Consider the following 20,596-nt stretch of genomic DNA (forward strand, 5'->3'; position numbering starts at 1 on the left):
TTGACTATCAGTCTGACTCCACAAGCACCCACACGAATTGCTTGATTCAGTTGTTAAAGAGCGGTTGGTTAAGATCTTTCGTCTCAACCGAGGCGCGCATTCTACAGCAGCCTCATTTGCTGTCAAGCGATTTCTTTATCAAAATCAACTACTTGAACCAGAACCGGCTTCAAGCTGCTCGTCAGCGGGAGGCGAATAGTACAGTATTCAAATATGTGGTCAACCCCCTTCCTGAAATTCTTTTCGATTAATCCACAGTGCCACGGTTGCAGCTATATAGAGTGTTCGATCGCCTGACAGCGCGGCTCATGGCAAACGCGCCACCTCGCCCAGGCGTTACGGTTTGCAATCGGCGGCGAGGAAAGCCGGCGAATCAGCAGACCTGACATTTGCGTAGGCGCGCAATGCACCTTCAGCCCCTGACTATCAAACCGGCTCTCACCCGCTTTTACACAGGTCCGAAAGAAAGCCATTGAAATTCAAGGGCTTTTTTTTCGCCCGCAGAAACGTGAGTATGTGCGGGCGAACGCAGACATGAGGAATCGGAACCATGGAATTGACGCTGGAAGCTGTTGCGCTTTTTGCTCTCAAGCTGGTGCATGAGACGGACGGCGCGAGCCCGTTGCTGCGCGATGACCTGGTGATGGATGGGTATGAGCGCGAAGTGTTTGGGTTGTTGGTGCGCCAGGGGGATTTGGCGACGATTCAACGCAAGCTCAATGAGTGCATTGCCCAGGCCTTGAATGCACTAGGCGGCGCCGACACAGTGCTGGGCCGTGAACTGCTCAAACTGTTTACAGATGTGCAACAGGCCAGCAGCCTTGATGAGCTAAGTACCCCGCTGATTACCCTCAAAGACTATCTGAAAGATATCCAGTGAGTCGGTGATCAACATACCGGCCAGGTACACCATCAATACGGCTACGCCAGCGTCCAGGCATCGCCAGACCACGGGCGTGCGAAACAGCCACGCCAGCTGCTGACATCCCAGCGCCAACAGCACAAACCAGATTAATGACGCCGTCATGGCACCTGTCGCGAACAGTGCTTGTTGGCCTGCGGGCTTGGCTGCGCCGATAGAGCCGATCAGCACCACTGTGTCGAGCCAGGCGTAGGGGTTGGCAAAACCAAGGACTATCGCTGTGCGTAAAAGTCCGCGTTGCGAATTGCCACCTTGCGTGTCCGGCATAGATTGATTGCGGATGCACGCTCGTAAGCGCTGGGTACCGAACCACAGCAGATAAGCGGCGCCTGATAGCAGTAGAAACGCCATTATCACTGGGCGACGTCCCAACAACGAACCTAATCCTGAAATGCCAAAAGCAATGAGAAGGATGTCGGCGAACACGCAGATGGCAACCACTCCCCAGAGAGGGCCACGGCTGACAGCCTGACGAATGACTAACGTATCTTTCGGCCCAGGAGCAACAAAAAGCCCAATACCAAGCAGCAACCCCTCAATAAAGTAAGGCGTCATAGTTACCTTTCAAATCCGCTGAAAAGGAATGCAACACACGCCGGAACTCCAAGAACAGGCGCGCCGTGTAGTGTGCATACCTTGCTAAACGCAGCGGTGAACAGGTTGTCTTTTTTGGCGTACAAAGGTGAAGCATGACGGTCAGAACAAGGGACACTCTGAGGGCGTTGATTACCCGACGCAGCTGAGAACTGGGCAAACCCATGACCACATTGGCCAAGGAAGCCGGCATCTCCAGAACTTACCTCTACGGGTTGGCGGGCGGCGCTTCACAAGATCCCTCGGTACGGACGCTAATCAAGCTGGCCAAAGCGCTAAAGGTTTCACCGCTGCTGTTGTTCCGCTACTTCGCTGACCTGGCAGGCGCGCCGACGGACGCCAACTCAATGGCCATCACCAACCGAGCAATCGGCCTGCGTGACACGAGTGACATTGCCGTCTTCAATGCAGACGTAACCACCCCCGACCAAACCGTTGTGCTGCCCGGTGAAATCTTTCAAAAAACCTGGGAGCTTCAAAACCTCGGCACCCGCCCCTGGCGCGGTCGAAAGTTGGTGCGCGTGGACGGCGAATACGTCATCGCCCGACGCACCGCCACGGGCGCGCCGTTGGAAGTGGTGATGGACACACACCTACGCAGCCTGAGCAGCGAAATCCCTATTGCAGAAACACTGCCCGGCCAGCCGGTGCGTATCACGGTGGAATTCGCCGCGCCCAAGGAGACGTGTACAGTCGCTTCCATATGGCGGATCGAGGACGAACACGGCCAGCCCTGTTACGGCCCCGCGTTCATCCTGCATGTAATCGTCAACGTCATGGCGCGCTGAATGACCTCACCGCCGCCCTTCAACCGCCATCCGCACAGCCAAGCCCATCAGTACCGAACCCATCACCCAACGCTGAACCGCCTGCCAGCCTGGACGGGTGACGAAGAACACGGCGATGGAGCCCGCCATCATTGCAATCACCGCATTGACGCTCACGCTGATGGCAATCTGCGTAAAACCCAGGATCAGTGATTGCATCAGCACACTGCCATGCCCATTCGGGTCAATAAACTGCGGCAACAACGACAAATACATCACCGCCACTTTGGGGTTCAGCAGGTTGGTCACCAAGCCCATCATGAACAACTTGCGTGGGCTGTCCTGGGGCAAGTCCCGCACTTGAAACGGCGACCGGCCACCCGGCTTCACCGCCTGCCAGGCCAGGTACACCAGGTACATCGCGCCACCGAGCCGCAACGCGTCGTAGGCAAACGGCACCGCCATCACCAATGCGGTAATCCCCAGCGCCGCGCAGAACATATAAACGAGGAAACCCAAGGCAACGCCACCGAGGGAAATCAACCCGGCCGTGCGCCCCTGGCAGATCGAGCGGGAAATGAGGTAAATCATATTCGGCCCGGGCGTCAGCACCATACCGAGGGAGATCAGGCCATAAGCAAGCCAGCTGGACAGTTCGGGCATGGTGTCGCTCCTGCAGTATTGTGCTGGGTGCCATGGTAGGGCGTTGAAAAGCAGGGCGTTAGATACAGATCCGCGAGCAAAACGTCATACACCGCTCACGGTAAGGTACATGATCGACTTCGCCTCGCTGCCGTACACAAACATCGCGCACGTTTGATCTGGATTCTGCAGGCAAAAAAAGACCCTGGCGTCCCAAGGTCTTTTTTACTGCTAACGCTGCTTCAACAGATGTACACCGACCGATGTGTGAGCTGGCTTGCCTGCGATGACCATAGGTATCTACACAACCGGTTAAAACGAAGTCTGTGGTAGGTGGGCTGTTGTGGCGAGCAGGCTTGTCCTGCGTTGGGCTGCGAAGCGGCCCCAGTAAAGGCACTGCAATTTTCCTGAAAGTACTCAGTGTCAGGGTTTGGGGCCGCTTCGCGGCCCAACGCAGGACAAGCCTGCTCGCCACAGGAGAAAGTGGCGGCCTTCAAAAGTTGTGTAGATACCTATGCTGCGATGACGCCAGCCGCCACACCCTCAAACCACCCACTTACACCGAAACAGCGTCCCCCTCCTCCATCACCCCATTGGGCAACATCCCATTCGCCAAATCATCCACCACAGCCTTCGCCATCTCCCCCAAATAATGCGCCGCCCAGGCATAACGGTCCGCGCCTTTGTCCATGGCCGCATCCAATGCGAGCATTTTGGAACAGTGCAGCAACTCGGAAGCATGCTCCAGGGCGTCACGAATGGGCACGCCAGCATTGACGCGGAATAGACGGTGCAGGTTGGGCTGTTTGCCGCAGGTGGAGAAGGTGATGATGCCGAGGGTTTTGTTGAGAGGTGGATTGATCATTGGGCACCTCCGGGCTGGGCGGTGGTGTGGGTTGCAGTATTACAAGGATAAAACCTTTCAGAAATGATCATTGGTATAGCTCCCATTCTTTATAGAGAGCTGCCCCATTCGTTTCCAGGCGAATGGGTGGCAGCTGTGCGCAGGCTGGAAACCGGGGGAATAGGCAAACCCGGCAGACTCGAAAGTCTCCCACGCACAGCCGCCATAACACGCATATGCTGGCACAAAAATGGCACCAGCGGTCGTGATAAATGGTGGCGCCTATGCGCCTATACCCACGGGTTTCCAGGCCCGGTCGCTGATTCGCAGCGACGAGCGAGAACTTAGCTTTAAAAAACAGATGATCAAAGCCGAGCCTTGTGACGAAAAATGTCATGAGGCTGGTACGGGGGTAAATGCCTGTTCTTTCGAGGAGGCCAAAGATAAGCAAGCCAACCAGAGTGATGCCCAGCAAATAGGCCCGCTCATTCGAACCTACAACATCACCCCATATGGCCCAAGCACCTTACTCGTCTGCACCAACCCCTGGCGCATCAACATCTCAAGATAACTCCCAGCCTCCATCGGCGGCCGCTTCAACGTTCGCCTTTGCTTCTGCGCCGCCCCCAACACCGCCGCCTGATCCAAATCCCACAGATCCGAAATAAAGTCATCCGGATGCATAGGCTCAATGTCATAGGCAGCCAGGATATGCGCCGGGAAATCTTTCAAATTGAAGGTCACGATAACTTCAGCCTTGCTTCGAATCGCCGCCGCCAGCACATGACGGTCATCAGGATCAGGCAAATCCAAACTTGAACACAGATCCTCGTACCCCGTCACCAATGCATCGGGTATCGCCTTATCCATCAGCGCCGACGTGCAATTGACTTGCTCAGCCGTAAGATCCGGTCGGTTTTTGAGAACGTTGCGCTTCCACTCCTCATGGATCTGGCTCGTCCATCGAGCTCGATACAGTCCCGACAAACCAAGCCACATCAGCAAATCCCGGAGTGCCGCCGGGTAGAGAACACACGCATCGTATACCGCAGTAAACGGCGAACACCTCATCCGTCATACCCCATTCCCAACGCCTGAGCTTGTTGCGCCAGCGCTTCCATTGCCTCTTGGCTTTCTTCATCACGGCGCTGCTTGAACGCCATCAGATCCGAAAACCGGATTCGCCGATGCCGGCCCGTTTTTGTAAAAGGAATGGCGCCCTCCTCCAGCATCTTGACCAGGTGCGGGCGCGAAACGTTGAGCAGGTCGGCGGCCTCCTGAGAGGTCAATTCGGCATGCACCGGCACGACCTTGACGGCGTTACCGATAGCCAATTCGCCCAGGATATCGACCAACAGGCGCAGGGCTGAGGTCGGGAGTACAAGTGTGTGGGGTTTATCTTCTTTGTCGAAGATGTCGATGCGCTGGGTTTCAAATTTGGTCGAAAGCAAAGATGCCAGTTCTCGCTGGCCTTGCACGGCGGCTTCGACTTCCTTTTCCAGCGGCAGGATCGTTTTGGGGAGTTGATTGGTGATCATGATGCAGCTCCGGTGTTACGCAATTCGGTTGAATCAAAGCTAAACGAAACAAACGAAAATCGCAATAATCGAAACAGTCCTGGCTAACCATACGCCAGTCTCCTTTTCCCACACCAACCATCGAACGAAGCCGACATAAGCCTCCGCTCCCACCTCATAGGCTCACTCCCACACAAGGAAGTGAGCCAGTCATGTCAGAACGCTCGTACCCCATTACCGAAGAAGAACAACTCAAACGGCGGATCCTGACGCCGCAGCCGAAGCGCGCGCCTTATTCACCGCCGATTGATTTATTTGAGCCGCCTCCCACCCCAGCGCCAACACCCGCCAAACCGCCAGGCTGCGTCTTCACAAAACCCTGCCAACTGCCCAACGGCATCATTCGCTACAACGACCCCACCGGTTACGTACCGCTGGAGTTGATCAAGGACTACGGCCATTTCAGCCTGTTGGGTGGCCACGAGGTAGACAGCCGTGGCGCGGTTGCCTTGCGCAAGATCAGCGGCAGTGCCCTGCCTGTCGGCTTGGGGCAATTGGCGTTGCGATCGGCGGCAGTGGAGTCGGCAGCGACTGCTGTTGGCACTGTCGCCGGTGGGCTGTTGAGTGGGTTGGTCGCGTTGTTATGGCCATCGGCGCTGGGCGATAGCGCGCTCTACAGCGAGGAGCAATTACGCTCGCTGCAACGGGCACGGTCGCAGATGCGTTTTGTCGAGCAGCGTGAGGACGGCACACTCAAGGGATATGGGTTTTACACGGGCAACAACCCCGATTGGCAGATGATCGATGTGGTGCAGTTCCAAAGCCGTGGCGATCAGTTTGTGGCGGATTTGGGTGAGGGCGTGGAGCTGATCTGGACGCCAGCGGTTGATCCGCGCGACACGCTGGGGATTCCCGCCTTGGAGGCTGCGCCGCAAGCGCCGGTGATCTGGATTTATCCGCCGACGGAGAAGGCGGCACAGATTCTGGTGAACCCGATTTACCCACCGCAGTATCGGGATTTTATTCTGGTGTTCCCGGTGGAGTCGGGGGTTCGGCCGCTGTATGTAGTGGTGAGTGTTCGGGCTGGGGATCACAAATACCACAAGCCGCCTAAAGAGGAGCAAATAAGCGGCTTTCTAAACCTGATAAAAACAAAGCCTAAAACTCCAAAACAGGGAGGTGGCGGGTTAAGAGAGCGCTGGATTGATGAAAAAGGACGAACGATTTATGAATGGGACTCACAACACGGCGAGCTGGAAGCCTATCTGGCAAGTGACGGAAGCCACCTCGGGGCTTTCAGTCATATAACCGGCGAACAGCTAAAGCCGGCAAAGAAAAAGCGAAACATCAAAAAATACTTGTGAGGCCGCATGGGACTTAAAGTGAGATTGGAATGGTTCGACAAAACCACGGAATACGCGTGTGGCACGGAAGACTCAAAGGACTTGGGCGAGGACTACTCCGTCGTTACAAAGCTTGGGCTCTCGAAGGGAGAGGCCGTGAATAACGGTATGTTTGAACTACGCCGGGATTGGCTAACGCATGTGCAACCATTCTTCGTTCATGAAATCGTTCTTTCGAAAAGCGACTATTTCATTGCTCTCGATTACGAAGCTGCACAAATGTGAGCTCACTCGGAAAAACTAGATCCCATGCGCAGTGGTTCGCTGATAAACAAGAAACTCCGCCCGTCTCTGAATACCTGAGGGTACTCACGGTCGAGATGGACGTGCAGCAGTTCTATCTTTGGGGCTGCTTCGCAGCCCAACGCAGGGCAAGCCTGCTCGCCACAACGAGGCCGTTGGCTCGTAACAGGTGGGGATCATTAATCGGTTATGTTACGCGGCACTTTCTGGTCAAAAACCAACTGCGCGCACAAGCCGCCCTGCTCCAAATTTCGCAGGCTCAACGTACTGCCAATCTTCCCCACAATCATCTCCACAATCGCCAACCCCAACCCGGCGCCATTGGCGTTATCCCGGCTGTAAAACCGCTCAAACAAGCGCCCCACCTGCGCCTCATCAATCCCCGGCCCTTGGTCCTCCACGCGCAAACCATTAACGCCGATCACCACCCGTACCTCGCCACCCACCGGCGAAAAGTTAAGCGCATTGGTCACCAAGTTTTGCAGCGCAATCGCCAAGGCCACCGGCTCGGTTTGCACCCAACATTCTTCATCGCCTTCCAGCACCAGTTCCACGCCTTTCTCCATGGCCAGGGGCGTCAGCTCGGCGAGTTCTTCACGCACCAGTTCCGTCAGTTGCACGGGCTTGCGCACGGGGTTGCTCAGTTGTGGCTCGATGCGGGCCATGGTCAGCAGTTGGCTGCCAATGCGTGTTGCGCGGTCGACGCCGTTTACCAGAAAGTCCAGGGCTTCGCGCCGTTGTTCTTCGGTGGCAGCGCTTTGGGCGTTTTGCGCGTGGATGCGCAGGATCGCCAACGGTGTGCGCAACTCGTGGGCGGCGTCGGCGATGAAGCGGCGTTCGCGTTCCAGCAGGTCGTCCATCTGCACCAGCAGCCGGTTGAGTGCGGTTTGCATCGGCTCCAGCTCGCTCGGCAGTGGGTTCACGTGCAGCGGTTGCAAGGCGTTGGTGTTACGCCCGCGCAGCTTGCGGGCCATGGTGCGCAAGGGCGTCAGCCCCCAGCCAATGGCCAACCAGATCAGTACGGTCAGCAGCGGCACGCCTATCACGGTAGGCCAGAGGGTGTGGCGCACGATACGCTCGATCACACTCTGGCGAACGTCGTCACGTTCGCCCACCCATATCAGCAGGCCTTGTTGCGGGTCGGCGAGGAGGAAGGCGCACCAGTCGTTGCCGCTGTCCATCAGGTCATGGGCGCCGAGCGTAGTGGGCGGTGCAGTGAGGACAGGGGCTTCGGCAGAACGCATGAGCAGTTGCCCGTCGCTGCGCCAGACCTGGAAGGTCAGCCGGGTCTCATAAGGATGGGCCACGCCCTCCTCGCCCACGCGGCTCATGGCCTGGTCGAACGCCTCGTACAAGCGGCCCCAGTCTGCGTCGCCAGGTTCGCGCTGGCGCAGTACGCCTTGCAGCAGGCGGGCACTTTGGGCGAGTTGGGCGTCGTAGACTTCTTCGATTTCGTGGTGGCTGTCGCGCAGCACCAGCCAGCTGATCAGGGCGTCGCCGAGCAGGATCAGGACCAGCACCGGAATAATGATGCGTGCGCGTACCGAACTCATGGTTTGAGCGCCAGCACATAGCCCACGCCGCGCACAGTGCGGATCAGCTCTGTGGATAACTTCTTGCGCAGGTTATGGATCAACACCTCCAACGTATTGCTTTCCACCCGGTCCTGCCAGCCATACAGGGCGCGAGACAGCCGCTCGCGGGTCACAACTTTACCGGGGCGCACCATCAGTTGGTGCAGCAGTTGGTATTCCATCGGGGTGACGATGATCTCATCGCCCTGGTAGCGCACTTGCTGGGTGGCCGGGTCGAGGCTGACGCCGGCGTGTTCGAGCATGGGTTGGGCGCGGCCCTGGCTGCGGCGCAACAGCGCGCGCACGCGGGCTTTGAGTTCCTCGACGTCGAAGGGTTTGATCAGGTAGTCGTCGGCGCCGGCATCCAGGCCAGCGATGCGTTCGGCGGTGCCATCGCGGGCGGTGAGGATCAGCACCGGCAGGTCATGCTGCCCGGCGCGCAGTTGCTGCAACAGGTCGAGACCATCGAGGCGCGGCAGGCCGAGGTCGAGCAGCAGCAGATCAAAACTTTCGGTGCGCAGGGCGTGCAAGGCGCTGAGGCCGTCTTGCAGCCAATCCAGGGTGTAGCCTTCGGCGCCCAATGCCACGCGAATGCCTTGGCCGAGGGCGCGATCATCTTCGACAAGGAGTAGGCGCATAGCGAAATCTCTGTAGGAAACGGCGAAATCATGCCGGTTCTACGCAGGGCTATTCGGGCAAAGATGTTACGGCTCGTTGCCAACTAAGGTTGCGCTAAGGTTGGTTTTGCACTGTGCCGGCAGGTACGGGACCACCTGTCGTTATGCACGCTCACCGGCCGCAGGAAGCGCCTGCCGGGTGAACGTGCGCCGTCATCCTTTCTTCTCACAGGTTCCCTATGCGCTGCGCCCTACTGATCTTCAGCCTGCTAGGCGTCTTTATCGCCGCCTGGCTGAGCCATCCGCCCCACGTGCTGGCACCGTTTGCCCAGGCGAACCCGAGCCCGGCGAAGGTGGCGGCAGCCCCGCAATACACCAGCCGTTTTGTGTCCTCACAGCTCACCGACTTTGTGCACTCCTCCTCCGTGACCGCCCTGCCCGGCGGTGACTTGATGGCCGTGTGGTTTGCCGGCTCCCGCGAAGGCGCTGCCGATGTGCAGGTGCGCACGGCGCGGTTTGATGCACGCAGTGGCGAATGGGGCGGCGAGCAGGTGTTGGCCACGCGGGAAAGCACACGCGACGGCACCCAGCGTTACATTCGCAAACTGGGCAACCCGGTCATTGCCCTGGGGCCGGATAAACGCCTGTGGATGTTTTATGTGTCGGTGTCGGTCGGCGGCTGGGCCACCAGTGCGATCAACGTGATGGTCTCCGATGACCTCGGCGCGAACTGGTCGGCGCCTCGGCAATTGGTGACCTCGCCGTTTTTCAATATCAGCACCTTGGTACGCGCCGCGCCGGTGTTCCATGCCGACGGCTCGATTGGCCTGCCGGTGTATCACGAGTTCATGGGCAAGTTTGCCGAGTACCTGTACTTGAGTGCCGACGGCGCGGTGATCGACAAATTCCGTATCAGCCGCGGCAAACATTCGCTGCAGCCAACCATCGTGGCGCAAGACGGCCAGCGGGCCGTGGCGATGCTGCGCTACGCCGGTGAAACCCATCACCGCGTGCTCGCCAGCCGCACCGAGGATGCCGGGCAAACCTGGAGCGAGCCGTTCCCGCTGGAACCGGCCAACCCCAATTCTTCGCTGGCGGCCGTAGGGACTGAAGACGATGGTCTACTCGTCGCCCTCAACGACCTGCAAGACGGCCGCTTCAAGCTCAGCCTCTACGGCACCGACGCGCAAATGACGCAATGGCGCACGTTGGTGCAATTGGACCAGTCGCCGGACCCGCTCGGCCAACCGTTCTCTCCAGAGGCTTATAAAGAAATCATCGGCGAAGGCTTCCGCGCCTCCAGCGGCGCCAAGCGCCTGCCACTGGAACAGCGCTTTCTGAGCAACCTGGATTACCGCGTGTGCAAACCCCGTGGCTGTGATTTCGAATACGAATACCCGTACTTCAGCCGCAGCCCGGACGGCATGTACCACTTGGTCTACTCGTGGAATAACACCTTTATCAAACATGTCAGCTTCAACGAAGCCTGGCTGGCGGAGCGCTTGTGATGATGGCGTTGTGGCAAGCCCATTTGAGTTTTGTATTGCTGGGGTTTGTGCTGCTCAGCACGTTCCGGTTCACCGCCCCGTGGCGGCCATGGCTGCTGCCGGTGTTGGTGGCGTTGAGCTTTATTCCGGTGAATGAACTGCCGTTGGCGGCGTATGTGCGCAGCTTTACCGATGACCTGGCGATCAGCACCTTGGTGTTGTTGGCGTGGGTGGCGGTGTGCCGGTTGGGGCTGGTGCAGCCGCTTGGCCGGGCACATCAGCTGCAACTGCTGGTGCTGTTTGGCGGGCTGTGCCTGCTGTTGTACCCGGCGGCGATGGGGCTGACGTATTTCGACCCGTACCGCTGGGGGTTTAACCCTCGGCCGATGATTGTGTTGATAGGCGCATTGACGCTGTTGATGCTGGCCCTGCGTAACAGGTTGGCGGTGTGGATGCTGGCGGTGGGCACGTTGGCGTTTGCGCTGCGGCTCAAGGCATCGGAGAACTATTGGGATTACCTGGTCGACCCGCTGTTGATGGGCTACTGCCTGGTAGCTGGATTAATGCAACTCAAACTGTGGGAGCTGGCTTGCCTGCGAATGCGCCGCCTCAGGCAGCACATCGGGCACTGACACACCGCTATCGCAGGCAAGCCAGCTCCCACAGTGGGTCTGCGTCGTTTTTCGAAATTGGGAAGGTTAATGATGACTGCGTTGCAATCACGCCGCCTGCGCTACGGCGTGGGCGCGATCGGGTTGGTGTTTGTGTTGCTGGCGGCGTTGCGGCTGGTGTTTCTAATCAGCTTTTCCGGCCTGGATTTAAATACCGAGGGCTTGCTGGAAACCCTCGGCATCGGTCTGCGTTTCGACCTGCGCCTGGCGGTGTTGCTCCTGCTACCCGTGGCCGTGCTCGCCTGGCTACCGCGCTGGAACCTTATCACCCTGCCCGCCCTGCGCTGGCTGGCACGCGGCTATCTGGTGATTGCACTGGCGGTGGTGGGTCTCATCTACATCATCGACTTCGGCCACTACGCCTACCTCGGCGTGCGCATCAACGCGACGGTGCTGCGCTATCTGCAAGACGCGCAGATTTCTCAACAGATGGTGTGGGAAACCTACCCGGTGCTGTGGATAACTGCCTGTTGGTTGGCGGCGGTGGTTGTGTGGGTGTGGGCACTGGTGTGCCTGGAGCGATTGACTCTGGATCGCGCCCCCAAAAGCATCGGCACACCCACAGCGGCTTTAGTGTCCGTGATTGGCGTGATCGCCGTGCTGCTGGCCTTGCTCGGCCGCGTGGCCAATCTCAACCTGGAAAACCCGGTGCCGTTGCGCTGGAGCGATGCGTTCTTCTCCGGCAACAGCCAGGTCGCCGCCGTGGGCCTGAACCCGGTGCTGTTTTTGTACGACACGCTCAAGGTTGGCCAGTCGCAATTCGATGAAACCCAGGTGCGCACGCATTACCCGCAAGTGGCCGAGTACTTGGGCGTTGACCAGCCTGACGCGCAACAGCTGAACTTCATCCGCGAACAAGGCGTGCAGCCCTACAAGCTGGCAGGCCAGCGCCCGCCCAACGTGGTCTTCGTCATGCTCGAATCCCTGGGCACCAGTGCGGTCGGCGCCTATGGCAACCCGCTGAACCCCACGCCAAACCTGGACAAGCTGGCGACGCAAAGCTGGTTCTTCAAACACTTCTATGTGCCCGTCACCGGTACCGCCAAAACCGTGTGGGCGAGCATCACCGGCGTGCCCGACGTGACCCGCCAGGAGACCGCCACGCGCAACCCGCTGATCACGCGGCAACACACGTTGATCAACGCCTTCGAGGGTTACCAGAAGTTCTACATGATCGGCGGCAACGCTGGCTGGGCGAATATCAACGCGCTGATCCGCCAGAGCATCGACGGCGTGCAGCTGTTTGACGAAAGCCACTGGCGTTCGCCCCGCGTGGACGTGTGGGGCATCTCTGACCTGGACCTGTTCAAGGAAGGCGACCAACTGCTGCGCGCCGTGCCCAACGGCCAGCCGTTCTTTGCCTACCTGCAAACTTCCGGCAACCATCGGCCGTTCACCATTCCCAAGCAAAATGATGGTTTCCAACTCAACAACGTAACTCTGGAACAAGTCCAGGCTGCCGGTTCGCGCAGTGTCGAGCAATACAACGCAGTGCGCCTGCTGGATTACAACATCGGCCGCCTGATGGACATCGCCAAGGCCGGTGGCTGGTACGACAACAGCATTTTTGTGTTCTTCGGCGACCACAACACACGCATCAGCCAGATCCCGCACATGGCGCCAGCTTTTGAGCAACTGGGCCTGGAAAGCAACAACGTGCCACTGCTGATCCACGCGCCGGGGCTTGAGCCACGCGTTATTGACGAGGCCGTGGGGTTGGCGGACTTACTGCCAACCGTGGCCGGCATGGCGGGCGTGCCGTTTCGCAACGGCGCGATGGGCCGCGATATCCAGCAGCCGGCGCCGGAAGGCGAACGTGTGGTGCCACTGGTGCTACACGAAGGCACCTTCCCGATTATCGGCGGTGTAACCCAGCACTTCCTGTTGCAAATGCAGCACGACGGCGGCTCACCAACCCTGCACGACCTGGCTTCGCAAACACCGCGCGAAGATGTAGCCGAGCAGCATCCCGAAGAGTTTCAGCGCCTGCAGGGGCTGACCCGTGGGCTGCATGAAAGTGCGCGGTTGATGCTGTTCAGGAACGTACGCGAATGATTACTTGGGTTGGAAGGTTTCCAGGTAGGCCAGGATGTTTTCGATCTTTTCCGGGTCGCTGATACCCCAGAAGATCATGCGCGTACCGCTCACCACCTTCTTCGGCGCTTCGATATAGGCCGCGAGTTTGTCGCGGGTCCAGACCACGCCGGAGTTTTTCATTGCGTCGGAGTACTGATAGTCCGTGGTGGTGCCGGCAGGTCGACCGATGATGCCGTTAAGCTCAGGCCCGAAGCCACCGCGTGCGCCTTCACCGATGCTGTGGCAGCCGCCGCAGGTTTTACTGAACAGTTTGCCGCCCGCCTCGGCATCGCCGGCCGCCAAGGCCGGGGTGGTGTTGAGGACCAGGGCGAGGGTCAGTAAGGTGTACTTCATGCAAGTCTCCACAGCAGGCAACGGTGCGCCAATTATGCCTGTATCCACCTTGCCGTGCCGCTGCGGACAACCCCACGCGACCGCTCTAAAACGACCACCCATCGTTTAAAAAACATCCAATCGAACCTATTCAGCCAGCGCCTACTCCACCCTACTGAACCCTGATGGTGGAGTAAGGATCATGGCTCAGCCATCGATTTTGGTATTGGAAGACGACGAAATCATTCGTGCGTTAATGGTGGATGTATTGGAGGACTTCGGGGCTCATGTGACGTCGTTTCCTTCGGCGGATGAAGGCATGATTTACCTGGAGCGCGGCGATGATCCGGTAGACCTGATCGTCAGTGATATCCAGATGCCGGGGTTACTCAATGGCTATGACTTGAGCAAAGTGGTCGCGCATCGCTGGCCGTCGGTGCCGGTGGTGCTGACCTCGGGCAATACCAAGCTGGCGGCGCAACTCGGCGGCTCTGTACGTTTTTTACCCAAGCCCTGGAGTGCAGAGCACTTGGTTGAGTGCGTGCAAACCGCACTGACCCAGCAAGGCGCCTCCATGCACTAATAGCGTCGCGACATCACTTAAACCGAACTTGCTGCAGTGCCCTGTGGTCATTTATTACGCAAGGAGCGACTTTTCTGATCCGCCGGTCAGGCTTTTCGCCTTGTGCGTACAGTTGACGGCAATGACTTGTGTAGAATCGTCGCCCATTTCACGCGTCATTCATGGCCTTAAGGCCCACAGTTCGAGCTTATTGAATGCATTCACAGGCCCATGACGTTAGTGCGCCCTCATTGCTGGAAGCGTTGCGCACAGGCACGGGTTTGCTGCATGTGGCGTTGGAAAAGCGCTTGCCGTTTTTCTCCGATCAGTTGGATGCTGGCGGGTATCGGCGCTTGCTCCAGGCGTACTACGGGTTTTATGGGCCGATGGAAGCAGCGCTGTACGCCAGTGGCTTGATCCCCGACGGGTATGACGCTGTACTGCGTGTGAAAACCCCCACACTGCTGGGCGATTTGCGCGCCCTTGGCTTGAATGATAACGCCATCAACGCCTTGCCCCGCTGCACCGAACACCCGACCTTCGACACCCCCGCGGCCTGCCTCGGTGCCCTGTATGTACTGGAAGGCGCCACCCTGGGCGGCCAAGTGCTGCGCCGGGAAATGGCCCGGCGCCTGGACATACACGCCGATAACGGCGGAGCGTTCCTTGATGTATACGGCGCCGAAACCGGTCGACGCTGGAAAGACTTTCTCGATTACCTGGGCCGCCTGCCGCTGGATGCTGACGCAAAACAGCGCGCGGTCGATGCGGCCCGCTCCACATTCAGTGGCTTCGAGCATTGGCTCGCCCGCCAGGAGGTACTGCTATGAAACCCGACGATTTTGAAGAGCTGCTTGCCAACTGTGCCGACGAACCGATTCGCTTCCCGGGCGCGATCCAGCCCCACGGTGTGCTGTTGACGTTGTCGGAGCCTGAGCTGCGCATCACTCAGGTCAGCGCCAACGTGGCCAGCCTGTTCGGCCACGCACCCGAAGCGCTGTTGGGCCAACCGCTGCACCAGTTAATTGGCGTTGAACCTGCCCAAGCCGTGCAATCGATCGCCGAAAACAACGCGTTTCTCGACGCGCCGGCGCTGCATGTCACGCTCAATGGTGCGCCATTTGAAGGCTTGCTGCATCGCCATCAAAACGTGCTGGTGCTGGAATTTGAGCCGCGCCTTGAAGATTTCAAACCTCGCGCCCTGAATGGTCGCACCAGTGACCTGGGCAAGATGCTGCAACGCTTGCAGTCGGCGAAAACCCTGCAAGCGCTGTACGAGATCAGCGTGACTGAAATCCAGGCCATGACCGGTTACGACCGGGTGCTGATCTATCGCTTCGAAGAAGAAGGCCACGGCCAGGTAATTGCCGAAGCGTCGGCGCCGTCCATGGAGCTGTTCAACGGGCTGTTCTTCCCCGCGTCCGACATTCCCGAGCAGGCCCGCGAGCTGTACCGCACCAACTGGCTGCGCATCATCCCGAATGCTGCCTACGAGCCGGTGCCGCTGCTGCCCAAGCTGCGTCCGGGCACTGACCAGCCGCTGGACTTGAGCTTTGCCACCTTGCGCAGCGTGTCGCCGATTCACTGCCAATACATGCAGAACATGGGCGTGCTGTCGTCCATGAGCATCTCGTTGATGGCCGGCGACAAGCTATGGGGCTTGATCAGTTGCGGCAACCGCGAGCCCTTGCTGGTGCCCAACGACCTGCGTGTTGCTTGCCAGACCATCGGCCAGGTGCTGTCGCTGCAGATCAGCGCCATGGAAGCCCTGGACTTGAGCCGCCAGCGCGAAGAAAAAGTCGAAGCCCTGGCATTGCTGGACCGCGCGATGAAAGCCTCGGAGCAAAACGTCTTCGATGGCCTGGCCCAGCAGCCGCAGGTGCTGATGGACCTGACCCTGTCGGGCGGCGTGGCGATCATCGAAGACAAACAACTGCACCGTTACGGCAATTGCCCCGAGCCTGCGCAGATCCGTGCGCTGCACAAATGGCTGCAAGAAAGCGACGAGCCGGTGTTTTCCAGTCACAACCTGGCCTCGGTATACCCGCCTGCCGCCGAGTTCCAGCAAGTGGCCAGTGGCGTTCTGGCCATGAGCCTGCCCAAGCCTGTGGATAACGGCGTGTTGTGGTTTCGCCCGGAAGTCAAAGAGAACATCAACTGGAGCGGTGACCCGAACAAGCCGCTGAACCTGGAAACCTCCGACGCCGGTTTGCGCCTGCGCCCACGCACCTCGTTTGAAATCTGGAAAGTCGAGATGGCCGGTATCTCCACCAAGTGGAGCCACGGCGACCGGTTTGCCGCCAACGACCTGCGCCGTTCCGCCCTGGAAAATGACCTGGCCCGCCAAGTGTTGCGCGAGCAGCAAGCCGTGCGCGCCCGTGATGAACTGGTGGCGGTGGTGTCCCACGACCTGCGCAACCCGATGACGGTCATCTCGATGCTCTGCGGCATGATGCAGAAAGCCTTCAGCTCCGACGGCCCACATACCTCACGGCGAATTTCCTCGGCCATCGACACCATGCAACAGGCCGCCGGGCGTATGAATGTGCTGCTGGAAGACCTGCTCGACACCTCGAAAATCGAGGCCGGGCGTTATGTGGTCAAGCCGGTGTCGTTGGACGTCAGCCAGATGTTCGAAGAGGCCTATTCGCTGCTCGCACCGTTGGCGATGGAGAAAGGCATCGACTTGTCGTTCAACGCCGAGCCCGGCCTGCTGATCCATGCCGACCCGGAGCGCCTGTTCCAGGTGCTGTCGAACCTGATCGGCAATGCCATCAAGTTCACCCCGCGCCAGGGCAATATCGGCATCAGCGCCATGAGCAATGGTGAAGATATCGTGTTTTCGGTGCGCGACTCCGGCGAAGGCATTGCGCCTGAGCAGTTGCCCCATGTGTTTGATCGCTACTGGACCCAGACCGAAAACAACCCCACCGGCAGCGGCTTGGGGCTGTATATCACCCAAGGTATCGTGCAGGCCCACGGCGGGCGGATTGAGGCTGAGAGTGAGTTGGGGCGTGGCAGTGAGTTCAGGTTTACGGTACCCAAGTCTGTCTGAAACGCATTCAGTCCTACGGATATTAAACATGCAGAAACCCATGGCCGGGAACGTTAACCCGGCCAGCGCCACTGAGTGGGTGCGCAGTCAAAGGGAGTATTGATGCGAGAACATCCCTCCAATTGAGCAAGAGGTTTTTCCCATGAGTATCGTCCACATGCTGCCCGGCTTTCAGTTCAACATAGCTTTCCAACTGGCCAACCAAATGGCTGAAATCGCCACCCGGTCCGCTGAAAAGCCCTCACGTCCTGACAGTAACCCCATGATGCAAAACGCACCGCCCAAGCCCAAGCCTTATCGAACGTCCCTGGAATCCCTGGGACAAGGCCATCTGCTCTAACACAACAAGGGTAATCGGCTGCAAGGTATCTGCGGCACGCCTTTAACAAAACGCTGACATCCTCTGCGTTACCCTTTTAAGTCCTACCTTGTATGAGCTGCTTGCTTCATGCCGCCATCCGACACACTGCCCGCCGTCATTGCCGGCCCACTGCTCAGGCGCCTGGAACCCCAGCGTCTGGTGATCTGGCTGGTGGGCAGCCGTGTCCTGCCATTGTGCTTAAAGCTGCAAGTGCCTCAAGGCCAAACGCTGACGATCGATCTGGACACCCAGCAGTGCCAAGTCGTGCCCGTTGGGCGCCACGCCTTTATCCACCTGATCGACGTTACCCTGAGCGAAGCCCTGCCGCTGGACGTGAGCATCGACTACGACCTGCTGGTCGACGGCTGTGGCATTGCGCAATGGGCGCCGCACCTGCTGTATGCCGATGCTCCATCGGCGAATTTCGTAGTGCATAGCCGCATCCACCAGTTGGTGCATGGTTCCTGCCGCAAACCTCATCACCACGCCGATGACGGTTTGCTGTGCGTCGACCGCCTGCTGGCTGACGCGCGCACACCGGCCGAGCGCCCGGCGCTGCTGATGATGAGCGGTGACCAGGTCTACGCCGATGATGTGGCCGGCCCCATGCTGCGCGCGATTCATGCGCTTATCGCACGCCTGGCGTTGTTCGACGAATACCTGGAAGGCGCCGTGGTGGATGACAGCGCCAGCCTCTACGGGCATCGCGCCAGCTATTACCACCGCGCAGATCTGCTGCCCGCACTGGACAGCAACGAGACCCTGCGCGAACGGTTTTTCGGCGGTGTGAAAAAACCGATCTTTACCAGCAGCACCGCCGACAACCACCTGGTGACCTTTGCCGAAGTACTGGCGATGTACCTGTTGGTGTGGTCGCCCACGCCCTGGACGTTGATCACGCCACAGCCGCCATCATTAAGCACGCCGGAACACCTGCGCTACGACCACGAGCAAGTGCAGGTCGATCGGTTCCGTGATGGCCTGCCCGGCGTTGCGCGGGTCTTCGCGCACCTGTCGACGCTGATGATTTTTGACGATCACGACATCACCGACGACTGGAACCTCAGCGCGCAATGGGAGGCCACCGCCTACGGCCATCCATTCTCCAAGCGCATCATCGGCAATGCCCTGCTCGCTTATATGCTGTGCCAGGGCTGGGGCAACCAGCCGGATGTGTTTGGCAAACTGTTGGAACACACCCAGGCGCTGACCGCCAACGTTCAAGACAACCACTTGCACGCCAGTGCCCACGATGAATTAGTGCAAACCCTGCTGAAATTCCAGCACTGGCATTACGTGCTGCCCACCACGCCCGCACTGGTGGTGCTCGACACTCGCACCCGGCGCTGGCGCAGTGAGTTTGCGCTCAAGCAACCTTCCGGCCTGCTGGACTGGGAAGCGTTGAGCGAACTGCAGCAGGCCCTGCTGGACCACCCGTCGGCCATCATCGTGTCGCCCGCGCCGATCTTCGGCGTCAAGCTGATCGAGACGGTGCAGAAGGTCTTCAGCTGGTGTGGCTACCCACTGCTGGTAGACGCGGAAAACTGGATGGCCCATCGCGGCGCCGCCCAGGTGATCCTGAATATCTTTCGCCACTCGCGCACGCCGGGGAACTACGTGATCCTGTCGGGCGATGTGCACTACTCGTTCGTCTATGAAGTGCTGATCCGCCACCGCAGCGCCGGCCCAAAAATCTGGCAGATCACCAGCAGCGGCATCAAGAACCAGTTCCCGGCGCGTTTGCTGGAATGGTTCGACCGCCTCAACCGCTGGCTCTACTCACCGCGCTCGCCCCTCAACGGTTTCACGCGCCGGCGCACCATGCAGGTAGTGCCGCATATCCCGGAACACGCCGAGGCGGGTGAACGGCTGTGGAATTCGGCGGGCATCGGCCAAGTGTTTTTCAATGCGCAGGGCCAGCCGGAGGGGATTTACCAGCACAACGCGGATGGCAAGCCGCGAACGCGCATGGTGGCGCCGAAGTGAGTTTTCTTACGCCTGGCAAACCAATCTCGCACATACCATTCAGAAAACTCACAACTCTTTATTTTTACTGATTTTTTTTGAAACGCTTCAACCTCAGCCACTCACAAAATAAGTGCCAGGCTCTGACCAATCTTCGCGAAAAGACCCTTCAATCGCTGATTGCCTTATGAACCTATTTTGGTGCACTCTCTGTGAACGACCTACCTCTCGTGTTGAACGTCGCATTTTACCGAACCGAGGCTGGCAACGAGCCCGTGCGTGAATGGCTGATGGAACTGCCCAGGGAATCAAAAAAGCTTATAGGCACTGACATAAAATCGGTCCAACTCGGATGGCCGCAAGGGATGCCGTTGGTTAGGAAGCTGGAGCATCGCCTTTGGGAGGTCCGAACCGATCTTGGTGAAAATGCTGCACGCGTCATTTTTACCTTGGTCGCCAGCCAGATGATTTTGCTGCACGGCTTTATTAAAAAGAGTCAGAAAACGCCTTCAGTCGACCTGAACACCGCCAGGCATCGCAAAAACAAGCTCTGAGGAACATTCCATGAATAAGCATATCGGCTCCAACTTTGATGATTTTCTCAGCGATGATGGGCTCATAGAAGAAGTCTCTGCCGGAGCGTTGAAGCGTGTTATTGCCTGGCAATTGGCAGAGGCGATGAAGGTGCAGAAGGTCAGCAAGAAAGCGCTGGCCGAACGTATGCATACCAGCCGCACCGCCGTCGATCGAGCGCTGGACCAAAACGACGCGGGCATGACGCTGTCCACCCTGGCCAGTGCGGCAAGGGCTTTGGATCAACATGTCGAAGTACGCCTGGTACCGAACACGCAAGCAAGGCCCGCCAGGGCGTGAAAGCTCGTGCCAGGCGAGCACAACGTATGTCGCCCCACCTGCTGATTAATGGCCTATCGCCACACCACTAAAGCAGCACACTCATCCTAT

General features: G+C 58.8%; 22 protein-coding genes and 1 pseudogene. 15 read left to right on the forward strand and 8 right to left on the reverse strand.

Annotation, left to right across the window (positions count from 1 at the left end):
- Together HBO41_RS29420 and HBO41_RS26735 are read left to right on the forward strand one after the other, a co-directional pair.
- Window positions 1-251: pseudogene (locus tag HBO41_RS29420) on the forward strand (hypothetical protein); the annotation flags it as partial.
- A gap of 299 nt (window positions 252-550) precedes the next feature.
- Window positions 551-880 carry a hypothetical protein gene (locus HBO41_RS26735; RefSeq protein ID WP_017134664.1) on the forward strand — a complete coding sequence of 110 codons (330 nt, stop codon included), beginning with the start codon at window positions 551-553 and terminating at the stop codon, window positions 878-880.
- Here HBO41_RS26735 and HBO41_RS26740 read toward each other — a convergent pair.
- Window positions 830-1,477, reverse strand: a complete 648-nt coding sequence (locus tag HBO41_RS26740) for a LysE/ArgO family amino acid transporter (protein WP_169988394.1) — start codon at window positions 1,475-1,477, stop codon at window positions 830-832. The two genes, HBO41_RS26735 and HBO41_RS26740, sit on opposite strands and share 51 nt — an antisense overlap.
- 203 nt (window positions 1,478-1,680) lie before the next feature.
- Between HBO41_RS26740 and HBO41_RS26745 the strand changes: the two genes are divergently transcribed.
- Window positions 1,681-2,304: an NBR1-Ig-like domain-containing protein gene (locus HBO41_RS26745; protein ID WP_262380540.1), complete on the forward strand. Its 624-nt coding sequence runs from the start codon at window positions 1,681-1,683 to the stop codon at window positions 2,302-2,304.
- Window positions 2,305-2,310: 6 nt separating this feature from the next.
- On the opposite strand, the gene HBO41_RS26750 is transcribed toward HBO41_RS26745, so the two are convergent.
- The 4 genes from HBO41_RS26750 to HBO41_RS26765 all read right to left on the reverse strand — a co-directional run bounded on the left by HBO41_RS26750 (window position 2,311) and on the right by HBO41_RS26765 (window position 5,307).
- A complete protein-coding gene (locus tag HBO41_RS26750; RefSeq protein WP_169988397.1) occupies window positions 2,311-2,946 on the reverse strand; it encodes a LysE family translocator in 636 nt (211 codons plus the stop codon).
- 535 nt (window positions 2,947-3,481) lie between these two features.
- The gene (locus tag HBO41_RS26755) at window positions 3,482-3,790 is read right to left on the reverse strand and encodes a DUF3077 domain-containing protein (protein WP_017135426.1); all 309 of its coding nucleotides are present in this window, start codon (window positions 3,788-3,790) and stop codon (window positions 3,482-3,484) included.
- Window positions 3,791-4,264: 474 nt separating this feature from the next.
- A complete protein-coding gene (locus HBO41_RS26760; protein ID WP_099549466.1) occupies window positions 4,265-4,840 on the reverse strand; it encodes a PIN domain-containing protein in 576 nt (191 codons plus the stop codon).
- The gene (locus HBO41_RS26765) at window positions 4,837-5,307 is read right to left on the reverse strand and encodes a helix-turn-helix domain-containing protein (RefSeq protein WP_017135424.1); all 471 of its coding nucleotides are present in this window, start codon (window positions 5,305-5,307) and stop codon (window positions 4,837-4,839) included. The genes HBO41_RS26760 and HBO41_RS26765 overlap by 4 nt, the downstream gene beginning before the upstream one ends.
- Window positions 5,308-5,498: 191 nt before the next feature.
- On the opposite strand from HBO41_RS26765, the gene HBO41_RS26770 reads away from it, so the two are divergent.
- Window positions 5,499-6,650: a colicin E3/pyocin S6 family cytotoxin gene (locus tag HBO41_RS26770; RefSeq protein ID WP_099549465.1), complete on the forward strand. Its 1,152-nt coding sequence runs from the start codon at window positions 5,499-5,501 to the stop codon at window positions 6,648-6,650.
- 6 nt (window positions 6,651-6,656) lie between these two features.
- A complete protein-coding gene (locus tag HBO41_RS26775; protein WP_169988399.1) occupies window positions 6,657-6,914 on the forward strand; it encodes a colicin E3-like toxin immunity protein in 258 nt (85 codons plus the stop codon).
- A 197-nt stretch (window positions 6,915-7,111) separates the two neighbouring features.
- On the opposite strand, the gene HBO41_RS26780 is transcribed toward HBO41_RS26775, so the two are convergent.
- Both HBO41_RS26780 and HBO41_RS26785 read right to left on the reverse strand, forming a co-directional pair.
- Window positions 7,112-8,485 carry an ATP-binding protein gene (locus HBO41_RS26780; protein ID WP_099549463.1) on the reverse strand — a complete coding sequence of 458 codons (1,374 nt, stop codon included), beginning with the start codon at window positions 8,483-8,485 and terminating at the stop codon, window positions 7,112-7,114.
- A complete protein-coding gene (locus HBO41_RS26785) occupies window positions 8,482-9,144 on the reverse strand; it encodes a response regulator (protein WP_017135419.1) in 663 nt (220 codons plus the stop codon). The genes HBO41_RS26780 and HBO41_RS26785 overlap by 4 nt, the downstream gene beginning before the upstream one ends.
- A 218-nt stretch (window positions 9,145-9,362) precedes the next feature.
- Here HBO41_RS26785 and HBO41_RS26790 point away from each other — a divergent pair, with 218 nt between their 5' ends.
- The 3 genes from HBO41_RS26790 (at window position 9,363) to HBO41_RS26800 (ending at window position 13,336) form a co-directional block, all read left to right on the forward strand.
- Complete coding sequence (locus tag HBO41_RS26790) at window positions 9,363-10,631, forward strand: exo-alpha-sialidase (RefSeq protein ID WP_099549462.1); 1,269 nt, start codon at window positions 9,363-9,365, stop codon at window positions 10,629-10,631.
- On the forward strand, window positions 10,631-11,242 hold the full coding sequence (locus HBO41_RS26795; protein WP_169988401.1) for a hypothetical protein: 612 nt from the start codon (window positions 10,631-10,633) through the stop codon (window positions 11,240-11,242). Before HBO41_RS26790 ends, HBO41_RS26795 begins: the two co-directional genes overlap by 1 nt.
- Before the next feature lie 72 nt (window positions 11,243-11,314).
- The gene (locus HBO41_RS26800) at window positions 11,315-13,336 is read left to right on the forward strand and encodes an LTA synthase family protein (protein WP_169988403.1); all 2,022 of its coding nucleotides are present in this window, start codon (window positions 11,315-11,317) and stop codon (window positions 13,334-13,336) included.
- Here HBO41_RS26800 and HBO41_RS26805 read toward each other — a convergent pair whose 3' ends face one another.
- A complete protein-coding gene (locus HBO41_RS26805; RefSeq protein WP_169988406.1) occupies window positions 13,337-13,711 on the reverse strand; it encodes a cytochrome c family protein in 375 nt (124 codons plus the stop codon).
- Window positions 13,712-13,892: 181 nt separating this feature from the next.
- On the opposite strand from HBO41_RS26805, the gene HBO41_RS26810 reads away from it, so the two are divergent.
- From HBO41_RS26810 to HBO41_RS26840, 7 genes are all read left to right on the forward strand, one after another.
- Complete coding sequence (locus tag HBO41_RS26810; protein ID WP_017135414.1) at window positions 13,893-14,273, forward strand: response regulator; 381 nt, start codon at window positions 13,893-13,895, stop codon at window positions 14,271-14,273.
- Window positions 14,274-14,467: 194 nt separating this feature from the next.
- Complete coding sequence (locus tag HBO41_RS26815) at window positions 14,468-15,082, forward strand: biliverdin-producing heme oxygenase (protein WP_169988409.1); 615 nt, start codon at window positions 14,468-14,470, stop codon at window positions 15,080-15,082.
- Window positions 15,079-17,307: an ATP-binding protein gene (locus HBO41_RS26820; RefSeq protein ID WP_169988411.1), complete on the forward strand. Its 2,229-nt coding sequence runs from the start codon at window positions 15,079-15,081 to the stop codon at window positions 17,305-17,307. Before HBO41_RS26815 ends, HBO41_RS26820 begins: the two co-directional genes overlap by 4 nt.
- Window positions 17,308-17,449: 142 nt before the next feature.
- Complete coding sequence (locus HBO41_RS26825; protein WP_017135411.1) at window positions 17,450-17,647, forward strand: hypothetical protein; 198 nt, start codon at window positions 17,450-17,452, stop codon at window positions 17,645-17,647.
- A 108-nt stretch (window positions 17,648-17,755) separates the two neighbouring features.
- The gene (locus HBO41_RS26830; protein ID WP_169988413.1) at window positions 17,756-19,654 is read left to right on the forward strand and encodes an alkaline phosphatase D family protein; all 1,899 of its coding nucleotides are present in this window, start codon (window positions 17,756-17,758) and stop codon (window positions 19,652-19,654) included.
- 191 nt (window positions 19,655-19,845) lie between these two features.
- Window positions 19,846-20,187 (forward strand): type II toxin-antitoxin system RelE/ParE family toxin, encoded by a 342-nt coding sequence (locus HBO41_RS26835; RefSeq protein WP_017135409.1) that lies wholly within the window; start codon window positions 19,846-19,848, stop codon window positions 20,185-20,187.
- Window positions 20,188-20,197: 10 nt separating this feature from the next.
- Window positions 20,198-20,506, forward strand: coding sequence for an XRE family transcriptional regulator (locus HBO41_RS26840; RefSeq protein ID WP_169988415.1), 309 nt, complete (start codon window positions 20,198-20,200; stop codon window positions 20,504-20,506).
- Window positions 20,507-20,596: the final 90 nt, after the last annotated feature.

Origin of the sequence: Pseudomonas sp. WS 5146, assembly GCF_012985495.1 — a bacterium.
Taxonomy (GTDB): Bacteria; Pseudomonadota; Gammaproteobacteria; order Pseudomonadales; family Pseudomonadaceae; genus Aquipseudomonas; species Aquipseudomonas edaphica.

Coding starts and splice junctions, on each gene's coding strand:
- HBO41_RS26735 (WP_017134664.1), top strand. CDS start 551: ATGGAATTGACGCTGGAAGCTGTTGCGCTTTTTGCTCTCAAGCTGGTG.
- HBO41_RS26740 (WP_169988394.1), bottom strand. CDS start 1,477: ATGACGCCTTACTTTATTGAGGGGTTGCTGCTTGGTATTGGGCTTTTT.
- HBO41_RS26745 (WP_262380540.1), top strand. CDS start 1,681: ATGACCACATTGGCCAAGGAAGCCGGCATCTCCAGAACTTACCTCTAC.
- HBO41_RS26750 (WP_169988397.1), bottom strand. CDS start 2,946: ATGCCCGAACTGTCCAGCTGGCTTGCTTATGGCCTGATCTCCCTCGGT.
- HBO41_RS26755 (WP_017135426.1), bottom strand. CDS start 3,790: ATGATCAATCCACCTCTCAACAAAACCCTCGGCATCATCACCTTCTCC.
- HBO41_RS26760 (WP_099549466.1), bottom strand. CDS start 4,840: ATGAGGTGTTCGCCGTTTACTGCGGTATACGATGCGTGTGTTCTCTAC.
- HBO41_RS26765 (WP_017135424.1), bottom strand. CDS start 5,307: ATGATCACCAATCAACTCCCCAAAACGATCCTGCCGCTGGAAAAGGAA.
- HBO41_RS26770 (WP_099549465.1), top strand. CDS start 5,499: ATGTCAGAACGCTCGTACCCCATTACCGAAGAAGAACAACTCAAACGG.
- HBO41_RS26775 (WP_169988399.1), top strand. CDS start 6,657: ATGGGACTTAAAGTGAGATTGGAATGGTTCGACAAAACCACGGAATAC.
- HBO41_RS26780 (WP_099549463.1), bottom strand. CDS start 8,485: ATGAGTTCGGTACGCGCACGCATCATTATTCCGGTGCTGGTCCTGATC.
- HBO41_RS26785 (WP_017135419.1), bottom strand. CDS start 9,144: ATGCGCCTACTCCTTGTCGAAGATGATCGCGCCCTCGGCCAAGGCATT.
- HBO41_RS26790 (WP_099549462.1), top strand. CDS start 9,363: ATGCGCTGCGCCCTACTGATCTTCAGCCTGCTAGGCGTCTTTATCGCC.
- HBO41_RS26795 (WP_169988401.1), top strand. CDS start 10,631: ATGATGGCGTTGTGGCAAGCCCATTTGAGTTTTGTATTGCTGGGGTTT.
- HBO41_RS26800 (WP_169988403.1), top strand. CDS start 11,315: ATGACTGCGTTGCAATCACGCCGCCTGCGCTACGGCGTGGGCGCGATC.
- HBO41_RS26805 (WP_169988406.1), bottom strand. CDS start 13,711: ATGAAGTACACCTTACTGACCCTCGCCCTGGTCCTCAACACCACCCCG.
- HBO41_RS26810 (WP_017135414.1), top strand. CDS start 13,893: ATGGCTCAGCCATCGATTTTGGTATTGGAAGACGACGAAATCATTCGT.
- HBO41_RS26815 (WP_169988409.1), top strand. CDS start 14,468: ATGCATTCACAGGCCCATGACGTTAGTGCGCCCTCATTGCTGGAAGCG.
- HBO41_RS26820 (WP_169988411.1), top strand. CDS start 15,079: ATGAAACCCGACGATTTTGAAGAGCTGCTTGCCAACTGTGCCGACGAA.
- HBO41_RS26825 (WP_017135411.1), top strand. CDS start 17,450: ATGAGTATCGTCCACATGCTGCCCGGCTTTCAGTTCAACATAGCTTTC.
- HBO41_RS26830 (WP_169988413.1), top strand. CDS start 17,756: ATGCCGCCATCCGACACACTGCCCGCCGTCATTGCCGGCCCACTGCTC.
- HBO41_RS26840 (WP_169988415.1), top strand. CDS start 20,198: ATGAATAAGCATATCGGCTCCAACTTTGATGATTTTCTCAGCGATGAT.